The sequence below is a fragment of the Serratia sp. CY27727 genome (assembly GCF_052169275.1).
Lineage (GTDB): Bacteria > Pseudomonadota > Gammaproteobacteria > Enterobacterales > Enterobacteriaceae > Serratia > Serratia sarumanii.
This window is the reverse complement of record NZ_JBJNLB010000002.1, coordinates 547,746-567,200: the sequence shown is the minus strand read 5'-3', so window position 1 is coordinate 567,200 and position 19,455 is coordinate 547,746. Positions and strand designations below refer to the sequence as shown.

Genomic DNA, 19,455 nt, shown 5'->3' with positions numbered 1-19,455 from the left:
ATACGGGAGAGAAAACGTGAAAAGGGGCCAAAATGGCCCCTGTTAGCAGGATATTCAGAAACGTTGGCTAACGCTAAACTTGATGTTGCGCCCTACGCCGGACACCGATTCGCCCAGGTAAGGGTAATAATCGCGGTTGAACAGGTTGTCCACCGCGACGCGAGCTTCGAAGCCCTGCAAACCGCTGGGCTGCCACGAGGCGAACAGGCCGTGCAATGCATAACCCGACGTTTTCGGCAGCGCCCAGACAACGGCCATCGGATCGCCGTCGGCCGGTGAACGATCCTGTTTACGCACAAAATCGCCGGTCCAGCCGAAGGCCATGTCCCACTGCGGTACTTTCATGCCCAGCATCGCGTGTGCCGTAACGGGTGGAATTTCGGCAATCCAGGTTTCGTTGCCCCACGGATCGCGCGGTGAAGCGTCGCGTTTGCCGCGAATCGAGGAGAACGACAGGCTGCCGAACAGGCTTTCGCTGTCATAAAACGATTCGAGCTCCACGCCCTCAATGGTATAGCCCGGCAAGTTGCGATAGTTCGACAACGGTTGCCCACATTGGCCCCCATGCCGTGCGGCGTCGCACACTACGCCGCGACGATAGAAAATCTCGTCCTTGCCGCGATTGCGGAACAGCGTAGTGCGGATCTGCAGGCTGTCTCGCGCCATCAACACATCGTTGAAGTCCAGCACCGCGCCAAGGCGCACGCCCGTCATGCGTTCCACCTGCAGGCCGCGGCTGGTGCCGGGCACGCTGGAAGCGGCGTATTGCACTTCGTACTGTTCGTCGATCACCGGGGCGCGCCAGGTGCGGCTAACGTCGGCAAACAGGGACAGATTCGACGTCGCTTTCCACATCACGCCCAAATGCGGCGACCAGCCGGTATAGGTCACGCTGCTGTAATCATGGCCCACGAGCGGATCGCTGTCGTTATAGCGCGGCGCCCGGTTCGGTTGCCCGGTATTGGTCACATGATCGTAACGCACGCCCGGCGTCACGGTCAGGCTGCCGAAGCTGACCGCATCCTGTAGATAAACGCTGCGGGTTTCCTGTTCGCCCGCCGGCATGTAATACGGCTGGAAATAGCCGTAGTTGTAACTGGCGTTTTTCACCTGCGAGGGGTAATACATCAGGGTATCGCGCTGGTGTTTATGCCAACGCGCGCCGAGCAACAGCTTGTGTTCCAGCGGCCCGCTGGCGAAACGGCTTTCATTGCTGACGTCAAACTGCCGATCGGTATAGTTCACCCAGCTTTCATTGCCCAACGTACCGAGATAGCTGAACTTTGACGCGGAATCCGGCCGCTTGTCATGCTGTTCTGTCTTCGAATAGGCATAAGACAGCGTCAGATTCAGCAACGGCTGCGCTTCCGGCGCCAGATTCCATTTCACCGAGTAATTGGTGTCCGTCTGGTCGCGATACACCAGAATGCGGCGCCACGCTTCTTCCCGGCCATATTTATCGATATCCGCCTGGCTGGGCGCGGCGATATCGTCCCGCTTGGCGGCAAAAGGCTGCCAGCCATCGGAATCGGAGCGCATCGCCGATAGCGTCAGCGTTTGCGCCTCGCTCAGATAAATATTGGTTTTTAACAGGTAGGAAGCCTGATCGTTGGCGGAATAGGCAAAGCGCGTGCCGTCCGGCCGCTTCAGGTTGCCGCCGTCACGCTTGCTCATGTAGATCAAACCGTCGGCAAATCCTTCCGGCGTACGGCCGTACAACGCACCGCTGTAAATGCCCTGGCGATCGTTGGTGTGGTAGCTGTATTTCAGCAAGCCGCCAAAATCTTCGCCCGGCAGCAGCATATCCCCGGCATCTTTGGTCTCCAGCGTAATGGTTCCGCCAAAGCCGCCATTGCCGTTCAACAGATTGTGCGGCCCCTTATCGACCTCAACCTTTTTCAGCAATTCGGGTTCAATGAATACCGAACCCTGCCGATATTTCTCAAATCCCTTCGGCGCCCCGTCCAGCACCACCTTCACATCTTCCATGTCGCCCATGCCCCAGATATTCAGGCTTTGGCCGCCCGGGCGCGGCGATCCCGCCATCCCTACGCCGGGCAAGCGATCAAGCAAACTGGCGATATTGTCTGCCTGCACGCGTTCGATGTCTTCTTTATCCAGCACCGAACGGCCGGCGGCGACGCTGTCGGACAAACCGCCGACCACCGACAGCTCCGGTATCGTCAACGGCTGAACCGGCCCGGCGTCGACCAACCGATATCCCTGTGCGGTTTGCTGAGCGCGCAATCCGCTGCCCGCCAACAGCGTATTGAACGCGTCGGTGAGGCGATAATGTCCCTGCAGGCCCGCGGTGCTTTTTCCACGCGTCTGTTCGGGCGTGAAAATCACTATCACGCCGGCCTTAGCGGCCGCCGTCTGCAAGGCGGGCGCCAGATCACCGGCGGGAATGGCGAAAGAAAGGATAGCGGGCTGTTCGACCGCCGAGGGTGATGCCGACGCACCGGGTGCCGCCATCGCGGAGGTAAGCATGCCCGATAGTGCGCATCCTATCCCGATAGCGACGCGCTTCCCGGTAATGCGTTTGGCTGATGTGAACGTACGCCCTGCGCCGTTCTTGTTTTTTATGGCCATGAAGGATTCCCCTGAGTGTATTGAACTGGAAACTCAGTAGAGAGGTCACGCCAACGAAAAGATCGGGCAGAAAAAAATGAAAAAAAGGGCCGAAGTTACCGCGCCGCGTAGACGATAAAGGTCACCACGCCGAAGATCTCCAGCTGCGCCTCGTCGTCGAACACGATCGGCGCATAGGCGGGATTCATCGGCAACAGCCGCACGTCGGGGTGGCGCTGCAGCTTTTTGACGGTGAATTCGCCGTCCACCGCGGCGATCACGATATTGCCGTGCTCCGGCGTCAGGGCGCTGTCGACGATCAGCAGATCGCCATCCTGGATATTGCCGTCGATCATCGACTCGCCGCTGGCGCGCACGAAGTAAGTGGCGTTGGGGTGCCGCACCAGCAGCTTGCCGATGTCCAGCCTGCTCTCGACATAGTCCTGCGCCGGGGAAGGAAAGCCGCAGGCCACGCGATCGGCAAACAGCGGTAACGTTAGGGGTTCACCTGGTGAAAAAGCATACAACCTTGAATTGCTCAGCATAATCATAACCAAACTGTATATTTATACAGTAAAGCATAAACAAAACGCGAACGCGTGCAACCCCCAATCCCCCTGCGGATCGCGCTTTCCCGCGTAATATAATAATTTTCTGAGTGATTTTTCCTGCAGCTTTTGGCGTTCTTCGCGTGTGTTTACACACATGATACCCACCAAAACTGTGGATAATGCGGCACTCAGACCGTTGGCGTATCGATGGGCAGGAGGAGTGAGGGATTGTCATTGCGAACGGCGCCGACGGCGGGCGATACCGGTTGCCAGACGAAATCCTCTGCCTGCAGGCTGTACACGTCAGCCTGCATTTGACCAGAGGGCGGGACTAAGCGGGTGTCGAGCCAGTCGCGCGCGGCCGTCGGTCTCTGCTGCGTACAGCGCCGCAAATAACAGCGGCAGGCCTTGCCTCACGGGAGGAACGGCGGACGGCTTTACAAAATGACGCCAATAAAATTGCGACTGGCAATGGCATCAATGGGACGGCCAGAGACGAAAGTCTGTACGTTATACCAGGAGCTTGGGATAACCCGACAAACGCTGTACCGCCACATTTCCCCTGATGGTCCACTGCGAGCTGACGGTATAAAGCTGCTCAACCGGGGATAATTTTAGCGGACGGAAAAATCTGGGGTTCCGGCGTAGAACCCCGAATAAGGAATAATCCTTAATTCATTTCAGGATTATTAATTCCATCTAAAACCTCTCGGCAATATTCTTTTTTATAGGCTTCATCATTACTTAATGACTTAACCAAAAAATCAGCATTTTTCCAACCATTATCCCAATGCGTATCGAATCCTGACTGTTCATACTTTAATGTTCTAGTTAATGAGTCTTTTATTTGTTTTTTATATTTATCAATTTTCTCATTGGTTGCCCCACAAACATCATGTGCAACACGAGCATTTGAGCCAGAAAAACCTATTGCTGAAATTGCCATCGCTTCATTTGATTTGTCGAAATCATTCGCATATGCCACAGCATTAGATAAAGCGAATATGACAAGAGCAGGTATGGTTTTTTTGTATGAAATCATCTTTCACCTCTACTCATTGATTGTTCATGGGGTCAGTTTGGATATCGAAAATTATTGTACATTAAGGCTGCTTTTTAATCAGTCTCAACTTCTTTATAGAAGGCCTGAATGCGACAAACTTGGGAAGTACTGTAGCCTGTCGCGTCTGCTGTTTCTCGGATGCTCAGTTTCTTAATCTGTCGGTAGTGCCTGATCCATCCTGCACGCTCCATCTCGCCGCTGGCGCGCACGAAGTAAGTGGCGTTGGGGTGCCGCACCAACAGCTTGCCGATATCCAGCCTGCTCTCGACATAGTCCTGAGCCGGGGAAGGAAAGCCGCAGGCCACGCGATCGGCAAACAGCGGTAACGTCAGGGGTTCACCTGGTGAAAAAGCATACAACCTTGAATTGCTCAGCATAATCATAACTAAGCTGTGTATTTATACAGTGAAGCATAAACAAAACGCGAACACGTGCCCCCCCCCAATCCCCCTGCAGATCGCGCTTTGCCGCGTAATATAATAATTTTCTGAGCGATTTTTTTTTACGCCTGCTAAGCGTTTCACCGCCCCTTGCACACACGTTATCCACCAAAACTGTGGATAACCTGGTGGGGTCGCCGGCAGACGTCATTCCCTGCGCGGGCGGGATCAGAATCCTGTATAATCCCCACACCTGCTAATAAGAATTCATCCCCGTCGGCGCCTCGTCACCGACGGTCACGAGAACGTTATGAACAAGCACCTGCTCCTCGCAGAAACCGACGATATCAAACAGGAATGCCTGTCGCGCCACGCGGTCTGGCAGCGCAACGATCTGGCCCAGGCGCAACAGGATTGGCTGGCGGAAGAAGTGCCGGTCGCCCTGGTGTACAACGGCATTTCCCACGTGGTGATGATGGCGACGCCGAAAGATCTGGCGGCCTTCGCCATCGGTTTTTCGCTGTCCGAAGGCATCATCGCCTCCCCCGACGATATCTACGACATCCGCCAACAGCCGGCCTGCAACGGCATTGAAGTGCATGTGGAACTCTCGAGCCGCCGTTTTATGCAGCTGAAAGAGAAGCGCCGCAGCCTGGCCGGCCGCACCGGCTGCGGCGTCTGCGGGGTGGAGCAACTGCAGGAGGTCGCCCAGCCCATCGCGCCGCTGCCCTTCACGCAACGCTTCGATTTGGCCCTGCTCGACCGGGCGTTGGCGCAGCTGCAGGAGGTGCAAACGGTGGGAAAACTGACCGGCTGCACCCACGCGGCGGCCTGGATCCAGCCGGATGGCGCGCTCAGCGGCGGGTGTGAAGACGTCGGCCGCCACGTGGCGCTCGACAAGCTGCTGGGCTACCGCAGCCAACAGGCGTGGCTGCAAGGGGCGGCGCTGGTGTCGAGCCGCGCCAGCTATGAAATGGTGCAAAAATCCGCCATGTGCGGCGTCGAGATCCTGTTCGCCGTTTCCGCCGCCACCCGCCTGGCGGTCGAGGTGGCCGAGCGCAGCAACCTGACGCTGGTGGGCTTCAGCAAGCCAGGGCGCGCCACCGTCTATACGCACCCGCAGCGGCTCTGGCAATCGACGACGGCGGCATAGCGCCGCCGGATAAGAATCGACTATTCTCAATAGCAGGACACCAGGAAGCACCCACGTCATGATAATTCGCCCGAACCAGAACTGGTTTTTTCGCCTGTTCGCCTGGCACGGTTCCGTGCTGTCAAAGATCACCTTTCGCCTGTCGCTGAACGTGCTGATGTCGATAGTGGCGGTGATCAGCTATCAATGGTACGAACAGCTCGGCGTGCATTTGACCATCGCGCCGTTCAGCCTGCTGGGTATCGCCATCGCGATTTTTCTCGGCTTTCGCAATAACGCCGGCTACAGCCGCTTTGTCGAAGCGCGCAACCTGTGGGGCTCGCTGCTGATTACCGAGCGATCCCTGCTGCGCCAGATAAAAAGCCTGCTGCCGGACGAACCGGCGGTGCACCAGAAGGTCGCCAAGCTGCTGATCGCCTTCAGCTGGAGCCTGAAGCATCAGCTGCGCGCCACCGATCCGACCGCCGATCTGTACCACAACCTCAGCAGCAAAGAGCTGGCGGAGGTGATCGCCAGCCCGATGCCGACCAACCGCATCCTGCTGATGCTGGGCCAGGAGATCGGCAAGCTGCGCCGACGGGGGCTGCTGAGCGACATCACCTTCGAGCTGCTCGACAACAAGCTGAGCGAGCTGTCCCACGCCCTCGGCGGCTGTGAACGGCTCGCCAGCACGCCGGTGCCGTTCGCCTATACCCTGATCCTGCAGCGCACCGTTTACCTGTTCTGCAGCCTGTTGCCTTTTGCCCTGGTGACCGATCTGCATTACATGACACCGTTTGTTTCGGTGTTCATTTCCTATACCTTCTTATCCTGGGACTCACTGGCCGAAGAGCTGGAAGATCCGTTCGGCGTGTCGGCCAACCATCTGCCGTTAAACGCCATCTGCAACACCATCGAGCGCAACCTGCTGGAAATGAACGACCAAAGCCCGCTGCCGCCGCCGATGAAACCCGACGAGCACTTTAATTTGATCTGATCGATTTCACCCGAACACACTGGAGCCGAATGCAATGAATGCAAATAACAACCCGCCGCAAGCCGTATTCACGCCGGTAACGCGCCATGCCATCTTCATCGTCGCCACTCTGTCGCCCGTTCCCGCCCATCTGGCGGCGGTGCGCGCCTGGTGCGGCGACATCGCCGCCGTGGTGCGTTCGGTCGGCAAACGCGCGCCGGCGGGCAACCTCACCTGCGTTTGCGGCTTCGGCTCCGAAGCCTGGGATACGCTGTTTGGCGCCCCGCGCCCTCGCCAGCTGCATCCGTTCAGCCCGATCGGCAGCGGGGAACGCGTCGCCGTCGCCACGCCCGGCGATATCCTGCTGCATATCCGCGCCGATGAAATGGATCTGTGTTTCGAACTGGCCTCGCAGCTGGTCGGCAAGCTCGGCGACGCCGTGACGGTGGTCGAAGAGGTGCACGGCTTCCGTTACTTCGATCAGCGCGCCATGATCGGCTTCGTCGACGGCACGGAGAACCCGGAGGGGCACGAAGCCTTCGACTACACGGTGATCGGCGACGAAGACGCGGCGTTCAGCGGCGGCAGCTATGTGCTGGTGCAAAAATACCTGCACGATATGCAGGGCTGGAACTCGCTCAGCGTGGAAACGCAGGAGAAGATCATCGGCCGCCATAAGCAGTCCAACATCGAACTGGATGAAGCGGTCAAACCGTCGTCATCGCACAGTTCGCTGACCACCATCACCGACGAGCAAGGCAACGAGGTGAAAATTCTGCGCGACAACATGCCGTTCGGCCGCCCCGGCCTGCGCGAATTCGGCACCTACTTTATCGGCTATGCGCGCTCTCCGCAGCCAATCGAGCAGATGCTGGAAAACATGTTTATCGGCCGCCCGGCCGGCAACTACGATCGGCTGCTCGATTTTAGCCACGCGGTGACCGGCACCCTGTTCTTCGTGCCGTCCGCCCCGCTGCTGGAAGCGCTGGCCGATCGCAGCGGCGCCGAACTGCATTAACCCTCCCTTCTGCGGCAAAGCCTCCCCCCGCGACTTATACTGAATTAACGTTGCGTATTGAGGGGAGGCACCATGCCGCTCACATTCAAACGTTCGGAAAGGCTCTCCATCGGCACCGAAATAGAGCTGCAGCTGGTCGATGACAAGCACTACGATCTTACGGATCGGGCCGACCGGGTGGTCAGCGCGGTCGGCGACCGCCGGCGCGTCAAACATGAGCTCACCAAATCGATGGTGGAGCTGAACAGCTCGGTGCACCGCGATCTCGAGGAGCTGCACGCCGAGCTGCGCGCCCTGACCCATACCGTCCGGCGCAGCGCGCAGCGCCTGGGCTGTGACGTCTGCGGCGGCGGCCGCCATCTGAGCAACGACTGGCGCAAGCAGGTCATCAGCGACAACGCGCGCTACAGGCAGCTGGCCAGCCGCTTTGGCTATCTTTCCAAGCTGGCCTGCGTGTTCGGCCAACACATCCACCTCGGCGTCAACGACGGGGACGAAGCGATGTACCTGTGCCATGCACTGACGCCCTACTTTCCGCAGCTGATCGCGCTCAGCGCATCGTCACCGCTGTACCAGGGCGTCGATACGCGCTTTGCCAGCTCCCGTTTCAGCGCGCAGAATTCCTTCCCCAACTACGGATGCCTGGAACACATCTACAGCTGGCGCGAATTCAATGCCTACTACGAACGGCTGAACGCCGCCGGCGTGATTGAAAGCATCAAGGATATTTACTGGGATGCGCGGCCCAAACCGGAGCTGGGCACGGTGGAGATCCGCATCTGCGATACGCCGCTGCGCCTCGCGCATGCCGTGCTGCTGGTCGGTTACTGCCGTCTGCTGGCTGATTTTCTGTTGCAACACCGCACGCCGATCGCGCCGGAATACGATGCCTTCACCAATTACAACAAGATCAACGCCTATCGCAGCGGTTTCGCCGCCGAATACGTCGATCCCGCGACGCTGCGCCGCAGCAGCCTGACCGCCCATATCCTGCACACTCTCGACGCGCTGAGCGGTTTCGCCGAGCGACGGGAGGATCGGGCCGTGCTACAGGCGATCGAGCACCATGTCCGCCAGGGCATCAGCGATTCGGAGCATATCCGCCAGATGTTGCACAACGGCCTGCCGCAGGCTCAGGTGATCAAGCGCCTGTGCGATGAGCTGTTGCAACCGGCAAGTTAAGTTTCGGCTATCGATTCCATACGCCAAAGCCGCTGTTCATTATGTGCTCTTTCGCTACAATCGTGAGCACTGACATTCATCGTATCGAGGACACCATGTACAACTTCTCCCGCTATCAGGCAAAAGAACTGGCGCTGGCTTACATGAGCGGCAAAAAACACGATCTGTCGCCGCAGGAATTTTTGCAGCAGCTGAAAAGCAGCGAGCGATCGTTTGAGCACCTGCTGAAACACGGCAGCGAAATGCCGCGTGACGTGCTGGTTAAAAGCTTCTGAACGGCCGGTTGCCGGCCACTTTCCGTCTACGCCGCCGGTGGCGAGCCTGCAGGCCCGCGCATTCCCGGCCATTCATTCCCCTCCTCACCCTGCCTCAATTCGTCCTCACAGGCGAAAATCCGAGAAATTCGCCCCAAAAGGCGAATTATTGACATATTCGTATCCAGGTGCGAATTTATAGTCATCCTTCTATAAACATCGGAACATGTCATGCCGACGCCAATCAGCGTAATCAGCGGCGATCTGGTCGATTCCCGCCGATCAGACACCGTCAACTACCTCAATGAGCTGCACAGCCTGCTCGATCGGCTGCGGCGCGACGGGCGGCTGCATCAGGTGGAAATCTTTCGCGGCGACGCCTTCCAGGCGCAGGCCGCCCCGGAGGACGGGCTGCTGCTGGCGGTGTATATTCGCCTCGCGCTGCGGGCAACGGGCGCCGCGCACTGGGATGCGCGCGTCGCCGTCGGGCTGGGCAGCCAACGGCCCGACGCCGCCGGCTATGGCAGCGCCTTTATCAACTCCGGCAGCGCGTTGGACGCCATGGCGAAAAATTGCCGGCTGGCTCTGAAAACCGACAACGATCGGACAAACGCCATTGTCAGCGATCTGCTGCCGATGTTAGATCATGTGATTGGCCGCCTGTCGCAGACCGAAGCGCGCATCGTCCAGGCGAGAATGTTCGCCGACAGCGGCGCTGCCGTGGCGGATCAGCTGCAAAAAGCCGCCTCCACGGTCTCCGCCGCGCTGAAACGCGCGGCCTACGAGGAAATCATGCGGTTTATTCACGCCATTAACAGGATCGTCTGACTATGGATCTGACCTATGCGCCTTTGCTGGCCTGGCTGTTGCTCGTCCATCTGCTGGCGGATTTTCCGCTGCAGCCGCTGAGTTGGGTGGAAGATAAAATCCAGCATCGCGCGCGTTCACGTTTTCTGGTGTTGCACGCGTTGCTGCACGGGGTGCTGGCCGCCTGGGTGGTGGCCGGTTTCGGCCTGCTGCACGGCGGGCTTTCTTCACTTCAGGTGCTGGCCAGCCTGCTGATCATCGCCGTCAGCCACTACCTGATCGATTTACTGAAGGTCACCGCGATGAACCGCCTGAGCCCGGCCCGCAGTTTCCTGCTCGATCAGGGATTGCATCTGGCGGTAATCGCCTTGCTGTGGCTGGGGCTGACGCCGAATGCCGGTGAACTGCTCGCCGCGCTGGGGCGGCAACTGGGGCGTTGGCAAACCGGCCTGGTGCTGGTGGCCTACAGCCTGATTTATCTGCCGATGAGCCTGCTGATCGGGCAACTGCTGGCGCACTGGACGCCGCAAATGCCGCCTTCGGCCAAGGCCGACAACGACTCGCTGCTGCGCGCGGGCAAACAGATTGGCTATCTGGAGAGAACGCTGATCCTGACCTTTGTGCTGCTGGGGCAAATCCCGGCGATCGGCTTTTTGCTGGCGGCCAAATCTATCTTCCGTTTCGGCGATCTGCGCCAGAGCGACGATAAGATGCGCACCGAGTATGTGCTGCTCGGCACGCTGTTTTCCTTCACGCTGACCATCATGCTCGGCCTGCTGGTCAACAAACTGCTGTAGCGGAGCGGGGGCGAAAAATTTCGCCCCCGGAGTGAACGCCGAGGCGGCTTACAGCCACTCGCCGAAGCGGCGGATGTAGAAACGCTTCATCAACTGCGCGACCACGCAGTAGCTGACCAACGTAGCGGCCAACCACGGGAAGTATTCCCACGGCAGCGGCTGCAGGCCAACCAGGGCGCCGAGCGGCGAGAACGGAATGTAGATGCCGAGCGCCATCACCAACCCGGTGGTCAGCAATACCGGCAGCGCCGCGGTGCTCTGAATGAACGGGATCTTCTGGGTGCGCAGCATATGCACCACCAGCGTTTGCGACAGCAGCCCCTCAATGAACCAGCCGGACTGGAACAGCGCCTGGTGTTCCACGCTGTTGGCGGCGAACACGTACCACATCAGCGCATACGTCGTGATATCGAAGATTGACGAGGTCGGCCCAATCCACAGCATAAAGCGCCCGATGTTTTTGGAGTCCCACTTGCGCGGCTTGCGCAGGAACTCTTTGTCCATCTTGTCCCACGGCAGCGACAGCTGGGAAATATCGTACATCAGGTTTTGAATCAACAGGTGGATCGCCAACATCGGCAGGAACGGAATGAAGGCGCTGGCCACCAGCACCGAGAACACGTTGCCGAAGTTGGAGCTGGCGGTCATGTTCAGGTACTTGATGATATTGCCGAAGGTCTCGCGCCCTTTGATCACCCCCTCTTCCAGCACCATCAGGTTCTTTTCCAACAGGATGATGTCCGCCGACTCCTTGGCGATGTCGGTGCCGGTGTCGACCGAAATGCCGACGTCGGCATCGCGCAGCGCCGGCGCATCGTTGATGCCGTCACCGAGGAAGCCGACGGTATGGCCGTTGGCCTGCAGCATTTTCAGCACCCGCGATTTTTGCAGCGGCGTCAGCTTGGTGAAGACCGTGCGCTGCTCCACTTCGCGCGCCAGCGTTTCATCATCCATCTGTTCAATCTGCAGCCCGGAGAGCGGTTCACCCGGCTCCAGCCCGACGTCGCGGCAAATCTTGCAGGTGATCACCGGGTTGTCGCCGGTCAGCACCTTCACCGTCACGCCGTTTTCCTGCAGTGCGGCGATCGCCTGCTGCGCGCTCTCCTTCGGCGGATCGAGGAAGGTCAGCAACCCTTGCACCACCATGTCGCGCTCGTCGGCCACGCTCAGCGGGTCGGCCGGGCGTTGCGCATCCAGCTCGCGCGTCGCCAGCACCAGCACGCGGAAACCGTCTTCGTTATACTCGCGGGCCAGCGCCTGCAGCGCCGCACGGCGCGCGTCGTCCAGTTCCAGCGTCTTGTCGCCTTCACGCACGTGAGTGGCGATCTCCAGCATCTCCTCTACCGCGCCCTTACAGATCAGCTGCTGCTTGCCATTTTCGTCCGCCACCACGATCGACAAGCGGCGGCGCACGAAATCGAACGGCAGCTCATCCACCTTGCTGAAACGCCCCAGGGCTTCGATCCCCGGTTTGCCGCGCCCGAAGCGGATCACCGCCTGATCCATCAGGTTCTTCATGCCGCTCTGATGGAAGCTGTTCAGCCAGGCCAGGTGCAGCACCTCGTTATCCCTGGCGCCGTTGACGTCGATATGGTGCTCGAGAATGATGCGGTCCTGGGTCAGCGTGCCGGTCTTGTCGGTGCAGAGCACGTCCATGGCGCCGAAGTTCTGAATGGCGTTCAGGCGCTTCACCACCACCTTGCGGCGCGACATGGCGATCGCCCCTTTCGCCAGGTTGGAGCTGACGATCATCGGCAGCATTTCCGGCGTCAGGCCGACCGCCACCGCCAGTGCGAACAGCGCCGCCTCGCTCCAGTCGCCTTTGGTGAAACCGTTGATCAGCAACACCACCGGCACCATCACCAGCATGAAGCGAATCAGCAGCCAGCTGACGCTGTTCACCCCGCGATCGAACGCGGTTTGCGCCCGCGAACCGACGATGGACTTGGCCAACGAGCCGAAGTAGGTGCGCCCGCCGGTCGCCACCACCACCGCCGTGGCGGTGCCGCTGGCGACGTTGGTGCCCATCAGGCAGACGTTGGAGAGCTCAAGCAGCGCGTTCTCGCTGGACACTTCCCCTTCGCTCGACTTCTGCGCCACGCTGCCCATGGCATCGTATTTTTCGATAGGGATCGCTTCGCCGGTCAAAATCGCCTGGCTGATGAACAGATCGCGCGAGGCGATAAGGCGCACGTCGGCCGGCACCATGTCGCCGGCGGAGAGCTGAATGATATCCCCCGGCACCAGTTCGCGGATCGGCACTTCCAGCGTCAGCGGATGCGCGCTGTAGCTGCTGCGGCGCAGCACCGTGGCGGTGGTGCGCACCATCGACTTCAGCGCTTCCGCCGCTTTGTTGGTGCGGTATTCCTGCCAGAAACGCAGCAGCCCGCTCAGCGTGACCATGATGAGAATGATAATGACGCCGGTGAGTTCAGTTTCTTCACCGCTCTGGCGCGGCAGCCAATAATCGGTAAAGAAACTGATCGCAGCCAGCACCATCAGCACGAAGATAAACGGGTTGTTGAAAGCCTTGATCAGCTGGATCAAGGCATGCGGCGCCTTGTCGTGGGCGACCTGATTGGCGCCGAACTGCTCCAGCCGCTCATCGGCGTCGTCCTGAGTCAAACCGTTGCGGTTGCACTTCAGGTTCGCCAGCGTTTGGGCGATGCTGTTGGTCGCTTCTTCCGCAATGGCGTAGGTCACCGCGTCTTTATCACGGCGACGCGTTCTTTCATTAATCTGAGTCATAACGCTATTCTCTTATTTTCGTTCTGCGCACAGGGGTATCCCGCCCGATAAACAGGTGACTCTGCGCAGAGTGGAATTTTCTAATTAGCGTGACTGAATAGCGTGATTACCCTGTCAGCCACGCAAGAATCATTTCCCTTCCGGGGTCATCGTCCATAACGCCTCCTTAATGCTCGCGTTATTCAGGCCTACCTGAATAAACACGAACATATAATCAAGTTAATAAATATTTATATCATTACTCAGACCGGTAATTCAGACGCAACGCGCCAGCGAACGGCGCTCACGCTTTTTTCCAGGCTGACGCGGCAGACAATACCCTCAATTTCTTTTTGTGCGGCCGGCGTGGCGGTAATTTCCGCGCACACTTCCAATTGCCCCGGGCTGGAAATATCGGCGCTGCGCAAAGATTGCAGCCGCAAGGCGACGCCGTTCAGCGCCTGCAGAATGAGGGTACGCACCAGAATTTCATCCTGCTCGCCACAGGTCACCTGAATGCGATAGCACAGTTCCAGATCGGTCGCCTGCTGGTGCGGCTGCAGATTGATGCGCTGGGCGGCCTCGCGCAGCAGGATATTGGCGCACAGGATCACCAGCGTGGCGACCACCGCATCCCAATGCTGGCCCAGGCCGCACAGTACGCCGATCCCCGCCGAACACCACAGCGTGGCGGCGGTGTTGAGGCCGCGAATGTTCAGCCCTTCACGCATGATAACGCCGGCGCCGAGGAAGCCGATACCCGAGACAATCTGCGCAGCCACGCGGCCGGCGCTGGCCGGATCGGTGGACATGGAGCTGAGAATAAAGACCGCCGCGCCGGTCGCCACCAGCGCATTGGTGCGCAGGCCGGCCATACGTTGGCGCCACTGGCGCTCGGCGCCAATTACCGCGCCCAGGCACATCGCCAGCAATAAATTTAAAACGAAAGGAGTCATAGCCATGACTGTCCCCTTAATTAACCTCAGGAGATAAAATCATGTGCTGTTTAGCACACGCAAAATCGCGCCGAAAATAAATCAGCGAATCAGCGTACTGTGCCTGGAGGGAAAAGGCTGTGGCTGCAGAATACCATAATAACGTCCAACTCAATTCACCTGAAACCATCAGGCCTCAGGAAACGTTTTATATTCGGGTATGCACAGCTCAGGAATAACTGGAGAGGGGTGCTGCCCGCCGATAACGGCAAGCAACAAATCAGAAGAGAATTGGTCAGCTTGCCTTATTTGTTTTATTACAACTACAACTGTCCAATTGGGTTTCTCCACCGAAATTTTGGCTGAGTATAGTGACGTCGGGTAATGAAGTAAAGGCTAATTTATTAAACGAAAAATAAACTGAAATACCGCGATGATATTTCGATGTCACAAATCGGCAGCGACAGCGTTGGGCGGCAGTGCGCTTATCGGTAAACTGCTCCCCTTCATCTTTCAAGGACGCCCCCGATGAAACACCGGCTTTCCCCGCTCGCGCTCGCGCTGCTCGTCAGCTATCCCGCCGATGCCCTGCTGCTGCAGCAAGGCGACGCGCAGTTTGAACTCGATCCCGCCACGCTGCGCATTGCCGCCGGCGCTGTGCCGGTCAATCTGGCGCAGCCCGCGCAACAGGTGGAAGATCTCACCGCGTCGCCACAACGCGCCAGTTGGCGCTGGCCGCAGAGCGCGGTCAAGGTTAGCGCCCGTCTGGAAGGCGGCGATCTGCGCCTGAGCTTCAGCAGCGACCGGCCACAGCTTCTGAACTGGTATCGCCTGCCGCCACAAACAGAAACGCTGCTGTTGCCGATCGGCGAAGGCAGCCGCATTCCGCTCGACAACGCCGTCTGGCGCCATTACCTGACGGCGGAAATGACGCCGCTGGATACCAACTGGGATCTGAAGCTGCCGCTGTGGAGCCAGCAATACCAGGGCAAGGTCTACAGCTGGCTGATGTTGACGCCGTTCAGCAACCGGGTCACCTTCGCCTCGGCGCAGGAAAAGCTGGAGATGCGCGCCGGGCATCAGTTCAACCGCTTCAATCAGCAACAGGCATTCGAGGTGCTGCTGCACGTCGGTGACACGCCGCTGTCCGGCGCCCGTCGCTATCGCGACTATTTGCAACAGAACGGCCAGTTCAGCAGCCTGCGCGAGAAGATAAAGCAGGCGCCCGAAGGCGAAAAGCTGATCGGCGCCACCCATGTCTACCTGTGGGGGGACAAACTGCTGGCGGCGGAAGATGTCAAAGATTGGCCGGGGTTGCTGCACTACCTCGCCTCTCCCGCCGCCGAAGCGCTGCGGCAGAAGATGGATACCGAGAGCAGAAAGCTCCTGCTGCAGCTGGCGGGCAAAACACCGGAGGGCTGGCAGCAACAGCCCCTGATCGACGGCATCAACCAGGCGTTGACGGCGCAAATCCCGCTGGGCGCCACGCCGGATGACGCCGATTTTCTGCAGGCGCAGCAGCGCCAGGCTGCTGCGGTTCAGGAGCGGGCGCAACAGGAACTGGGGCGCTGGCTAACCCCGGCGGACCGTTGGGGGCAAGGACTGGCCGAACCGGTGATCGACGCGCTGCGCCAGGCCGGCTTGCCGCGCCTGTGGTTAGGCACCGATAACTGGACCTCTGCCTTCCTGCACCCGCAGGCGGTGGGCGCCGCCAAAGCGGCCGGCTATCTGATCGCCAGCTACGACTCCTACGATACCGCCATTGCGCGCGGCGTGAACGACAGTTGGCTCACCGCGCAACTGCCGACGGCGCTGCGGGAAAGTTGCGCCATCGTGCGCGCCGACGGCAGCAAGAAACCCGGCTTCGGCAAACAGGGTTACTACCTCAACCCGGGCTGCGTCCTGCCCTATTCTCAACGGCGCATGCGCGAGCTGGTGCAACTGGCCGGGTTGAACAGCCTGTTCCTCGACGTGGACGGCACCAGCATGGTCTCCGACGACTATCAGCCCGGCCACCCGACTGGCGCGGCACAGATGGCCGAGGCGCGCAACGCCCGGCTGGCCTGGTTCAGCGCCACCCTTAAGCTGCCGCTCGGCTCGGAGGACGGCAATGCGGTAACCGCCCGCAGCCTGATGTTCGCCCACGGCATGGAAACCTGGGGATTCGGCTGGGGCGACAAGCAGATGAATCAGGATAAATCCTCGCCCTATTATCTCGGCGCCTGGTGGCCCAACGCTCAACCGGCGTTTTTCTTCCGCCCCGCCAAGGTGAAGCAGCCCTACCGCACCGTCGAATTCGATCCGCGTTATCGCCTGCCGCTGTACCAGGCCGTTTTCCACGATGCGATCGTCAGCAGCCACCACTGGAATTACGACAACCTGAAGTTCAGCGACGTTCAGACCACCCGCAGTCTGCTCAGCCAGCTGTACAACACCGCGCCGATGTTCCATCTGAGCCGCGCCACCCTGGCGGCCCGCCTGCCGGCAATCAAACGCGCCGACGCCGCCTTCCGGCCGTTGCATCAGGCTCTCTGGGACAAAGCGCTGACCGACTTCCGCTGGCTCGATCGGGACGGCTGGGTGCAGCAGACGACCTTCAGCGACGGTTCGACGCTGACCGCCAACTTCAGCGCGCAGCCGTTCGCCGGCGTAGCGGCCCACAGCCTGCGCGCCAAACTGGCCGACGGCCGCACGTTCGACGTTGTACCTTAGCAAGGTCGCCGGCGATGGGCTACGCTAGGCTATATTTCCGACGACCCGCAAGGAGTGGCTGATGACGCCTCTGATCCACACTCTGCTCGACGAGATTTGGCAAAGCCTGGGGCAACGCCCCGCGCCCTGCGACCGGTTAACCGTAAGCGGTACCGGCGCATTGCCTTCGGCTTTTCCCGTGACCGAATTGGCTACCGCCGCCTGGAGCGCCGCCGGTTTGGCCTGCGCCGAGTTGCTTCGCCGCGAGGCTGCCGATGCGCCGCAGGTCTGGATCGATCAACGCATGGCCTCGCTCTGGTTCGGCTGGACGCTGCGCCCGCTGGGTTGGACGCTGCCTGCGGCCTGGGACGCCCTGGCCGGCGACTACGCGACGGCGGACGGCTGGATACGCCTGCACACCAATGCGCCGCACCATCGGCGGGCGGTGGAACAGGTGCTGGGCCCGGCACCGGACAAAGGCGCGCTGGCGGAACGCGTGCTGGGCTGGAAAAAAAACGAGCTGGAGGAAGCGGTGATCGAGGCCGGCGGCTGCGCGGCCCAAATGCGCTCGGCGGCCGCGTGGCGACAACATATTCAGGGCAAGAGCGTGGCGCTCGAACCACTGATCCACGCCTCGCTGCAGCCGGAAGCACCGCCGCCGGGCTGGACGTTGCCCGTCGCCCGGCCGCTGCACGGCGTGCGGGTGCTGGATCTGACGCGCATTCTCGCCGGGCCGATCGCCACCCGTTTTCTCGCCGGTTTGGGCGCCGACGTGCTGCGCATCGATCCCTACGGTTGGGATGAGCCCGGCGTCGAGCACGAGGTAATGCTGGGCAAACGCAGCGCGCGCCTCAACCTGACCAATGCGCACGATCGCCACACGTTTGAACATCTGCTGAGGAACGCCGACGTGATCGTGCACGGCTACCGTGCCGGTGCGCTGGAGAAGTTGGGCTATGGCGCGGAGGAAAGGCGCGCGCTGGCGCCGGGTCTGATCGACGTCTGCCTGAATGCCTACGGCTGGAGCGGACCGTGGCGCACCCGGCGCGGTTTCGACAGCCTGGTGCAGATGAGCTGCGGGCTGGCGGAGGCGGGCATGGTTTGGCGCAGCGCCAGTTTGCCGGTACCGCTGCCGGTACAGGCGCTGGACCACGCCACCGGCTATTTGATGGCGGCGGCGGTGCTGACCGGTATGGAGCAGCGCCTGAGCCGCGGCACCGGCTACCACGCGCGGCTGTCGCTGGCGCGCACGGCGCAACTGCTGCTGGCGCATCCCTGTTCGGCAGATTATCGGCCGGAGCCGCTGGCGCCGGCCGGAACCGCCGACGAGAACCCGGAAACGGAGCTGACTTACTGGGGCGCCGCGCAACGCCTGCGCGCCCCGTTAAGCCTGCAGGGTACGGCGCTGCAATGGGCGTTGCCGGCGACCACGCTCGGCACCTCACAGCCGGAGTGGTTGCGCCGTTAAACCGCCGCCAACTGTTGCTGCAGCCACTGCAGCAAGCGTGTGATCGCCGGCGTCAGCCCGGCGGTCTGCGGCCACACCAGATAAACGTCGTCCTCGCTCAGGCGACAGGGCGCAGCCAGCGCCACCAGCCGCCCCGCGTCGATCGCATCCTGCACCAGCAGCTTTTTCGCCAGCGCGATGCCGAACCCCTGCTCCGCGGCGCGAATCAATAATCCGGCATCGTTGAACACCGCCTGTTGCCGCCCGCACCGCGAGCGCCCTTGCGCATTGAACCAGTCGCGCCACGGGCTGACGTCGTGCTCCAGCAAGGGAACGTCGCCGCCGTTCTCGAATGCCGTTCCCCACTGACGCGCCATATCCGGCGAGGCGACCGGCAGCACGTCGCCCGACGCGATGCGCTGCGCCTGCAGCCCCGCCCACTGGCCGCTGCCGATGCGGATCGCCGCATCGAACCCGCGCTGCGACAGATCCTGCAACGCCAGCGAGGCATCGATATCCAGCGCAATATCGGCGCAGGCTGCATGAAATGCCGGCAACCGCGGCAACAGCCAGTAATGGGCAAAAGACGGCAGCACGCTGATGCGCAGCGTCTGGCTCGCCGCCAAGCGCCGGGCGCGGGCGACGCCCTGCTGCAGCGCCTGCAGCGCCGGCTCTACCGCCGCCAGCAACTCTTTCCCGGCGGCATTCAGGCGCACACCGCGCCCGCGCCGTTCAAACAGCGGGTAGCCCACCGCCTGCTCCAGCAGCTGAATTTGCTGACTGACCGCGCCATGCGTCAAATGCACCTGCTGCGCCGTGGCGCGCAAATTCTCCAACCTGGCGGCGATAGCAAAGGTCGGCAAGACATGCAGCGGGAGACGCTCATTCATCATTGGTTAACCAGACTAGCCAAAAAGGCTATTT

At 60.5% G+C, this 19,455-nt stretch carries 15 protein-coding genes and 2 pseudogenes; 9 read left to right on the top strand and 8 right to left on the bottom strand.

What is annotated here, in order from left to right; all coding sequences use genetic code 11:
* Positions 1–54 precede the first annotated feature (54 nt).
* From ACJ8HB_RS07520 to ACJ8HB_RS07500, 5 genes and pseudogenes are all read right to left on the bottom strand, one after another.
* Positions 55–2,592, bottom strand: a complete 2,538-nt coding sequence (locus ACJ8HB_RS07520; protein ID WP_049234747.1) for a TonB-dependent receptor — start codon at positions 2,590–2,592, stop codon at positions 55–57.
* A gap of 95 nt (positions 2,593–2,687) precedes the next feature.
* Positions 2,688–3,122, bottom strand: a complete 435-nt coding sequence (gene umuD, locus ACJ8HB_RS07515; RefSeq protein ID WP_033635060.1) for a translesion error-prone DNA polymerase V autoproteolytic subunit — start codon at positions 3,120–3,122, stop codon at positions 2,688–2,690.
* 188 nt (positions 3,123–3,310) lie between these two features.
* Positions 3,311–3,490 (bottom strand): annotated as a pseudogene (locus ACJ8HB_RS07510) (SOS response-associated peptidase family protein); the annotation flags it as partial.
* A gap of 302 nt (positions 3,491–3,792) precedes the next feature.
* The gene (locus ACJ8HB_RS07505) at positions 3,793–4,164 is read right to left on the bottom strand and encodes a hypothetical protein (protein ID WP_126171699.1); all 372 of its coding nucleotides are present in this window, start codon (positions 4,162–4,164) and stop codon (positions 3,793–3,795) included.
* 212 nt (positions 4,165–4,376) lie between these two features.
* Positions 4,377–4,568: pseudogene (locus ACJ8HB_RS07500) on the bottom strand (DNA polymerase V); the annotation flags it as partial.
* 307 nt (positions 4,569–4,875) lie between these two features.
* On the opposite strand from ACJ8HB_RS07500, the gene fdhD reads away from it, so the two are divergent.
* From fdhD to ACJ8HB_RS07465, 7 genes are all read left to right on the top strand, one after another.
* Positions 4,876–5,718: a formate dehydrogenase accessory sulfurtransferase FdhD gene (fdhD, locus tag ACJ8HB_RS07495; RefSeq protein ID WP_025303336.1), complete on the top strand. Its 843-nt coding sequence runs from the start codon at positions 4,876–4,878 to the stop codon at positions 5,716–5,718.
* Between the two features lie 58 nt (positions 5,719–5,776).
* A complete protein-coding gene (locus tag ACJ8HB_RS07490) occupies positions 5,777–6,694 on the top strand; it encodes a bestrophin family protein (protein WP_033635062.1) in 918 nt (305 codons plus the stop codon).
* Between the two features lie 34 nt (positions 6,695–6,728).
* Positions 6,729–7,691, top strand: a complete 963-nt coding sequence (locus ACJ8HB_RS07485) for a Dyp-type peroxidase (RefSeq protein WP_033635063.1) — start codon at positions 6,729–6,731, stop codon at positions 7,689–7,691.
* Between the two features lie 72 nt (positions 7,692–7,763).
* A complete protein-coding gene (locus tag ACJ8HB_RS07480; protein ID WP_094859954.1) occupies positions 7,764–8,873 on the top strand; it encodes a YbdK family carboxylate-amine ligase in 1,110 nt (369 codons plus the stop codon).
* Positions 8,874–8,968: 95 nt separating this feature from the next.
* Positions 8,969–9,148, top strand: a complete 180-nt coding sequence (locus ACJ8HB_RS07475) for a hypothetical protein (protein ID WP_004935085.1) — start codon at positions 8,969–8,971, stop codon at positions 9,146–9,148.
* Between the two features lie 210 nt (positions 9,149–9,358).
* Positions 9,359–9,955, top strand: coding sequence for a hypothetical protein (locus ACJ8HB_RS07470; protein WP_033635069.1), 597 nt, complete (start codon positions 9,359–9,361; stop codon positions 9,953–9,955).
* Positions 9,956–9,957: 2 nt separating this feature from the next.
* Entirely contained in the window at positions 9,958–10,731 is a 774-nt protein-coding gene (locus tag ACJ8HB_RS07465) for a DUF3307 domain-containing protein (protein ID WP_033635070.1), read from the top strand.
* Between the two features lie 48 nt (positions 10,732–10,779).
* Here the strand turns inward: ACJ8HB_RS07465 and mgtA are convergent, their stop codons facing one another.
* Entirely contained in the window at positions 10,780–13,479 is a 2,700-nt protein-coding gene (gene mgtA, locus ACJ8HB_RS07460) for a magnesium-translocating P-type ATPase (protein WP_033653591.1), read from the bottom strand.
* Between the two features lie 242 nt (positions 13,480–13,721).
* Positions 13,722–14,420 carry an MgtC family protein gene (locus tag ACJ8HB_RS07455; protein ID WP_025303346.1) on the bottom strand — a complete coding sequence of 233 codons (699 nt, stop codon included), beginning with the start codon at positions 14,418–14,420 and terminating at the stop codon, positions 13,722–13,724.
* Positions 14,421–14,921: 501 nt separating this feature from the next.
* On the opposite strand from ACJ8HB_RS07455, the gene ACJ8HB_RS07450 reads away from it, so the two are divergent.
* Positions 14,922–17,105 (top strand): glycoside hydrolase, encoded by a 2,184-nt coding sequence (locus ACJ8HB_RS07450; RefSeq protein WP_094859955.1) that lies wholly within the window; start codon positions 14,922–14,924, stop codon positions 17,103–17,105.
* A 61-nt stretch (positions 17,106–17,166) separates the two neighbouring features.
* The gene (locus ACJ8HB_RS07445; protein ID WP_047571513.1) at positions 17,167–18,552 is read left to right on the top strand and encodes a CoA transferase; all 1,386 of its coding nucleotides are present in this window, start codon (positions 17,167–17,169) and stop codon (positions 18,550–18,552) included.
* Here the strand turns inward: ACJ8HB_RS07445 and ACJ8HB_RS07440 are convergent.
* Entirely contained in the window at positions 18,549–19,424 is an 876-nt protein-coding gene (locus tag ACJ8HB_RS07440) for a LysR substrate-binding domain-containing protein (RefSeq protein ID WP_094887896.1), read from the bottom strand. The two genes, ACJ8HB_RS07445 and ACJ8HB_RS07440, sit on opposite strands and share 4 nt — an antisense overlap.
* Between the last annotated feature and the right edge of the window lie 31 nt (positions 19,425–19,455).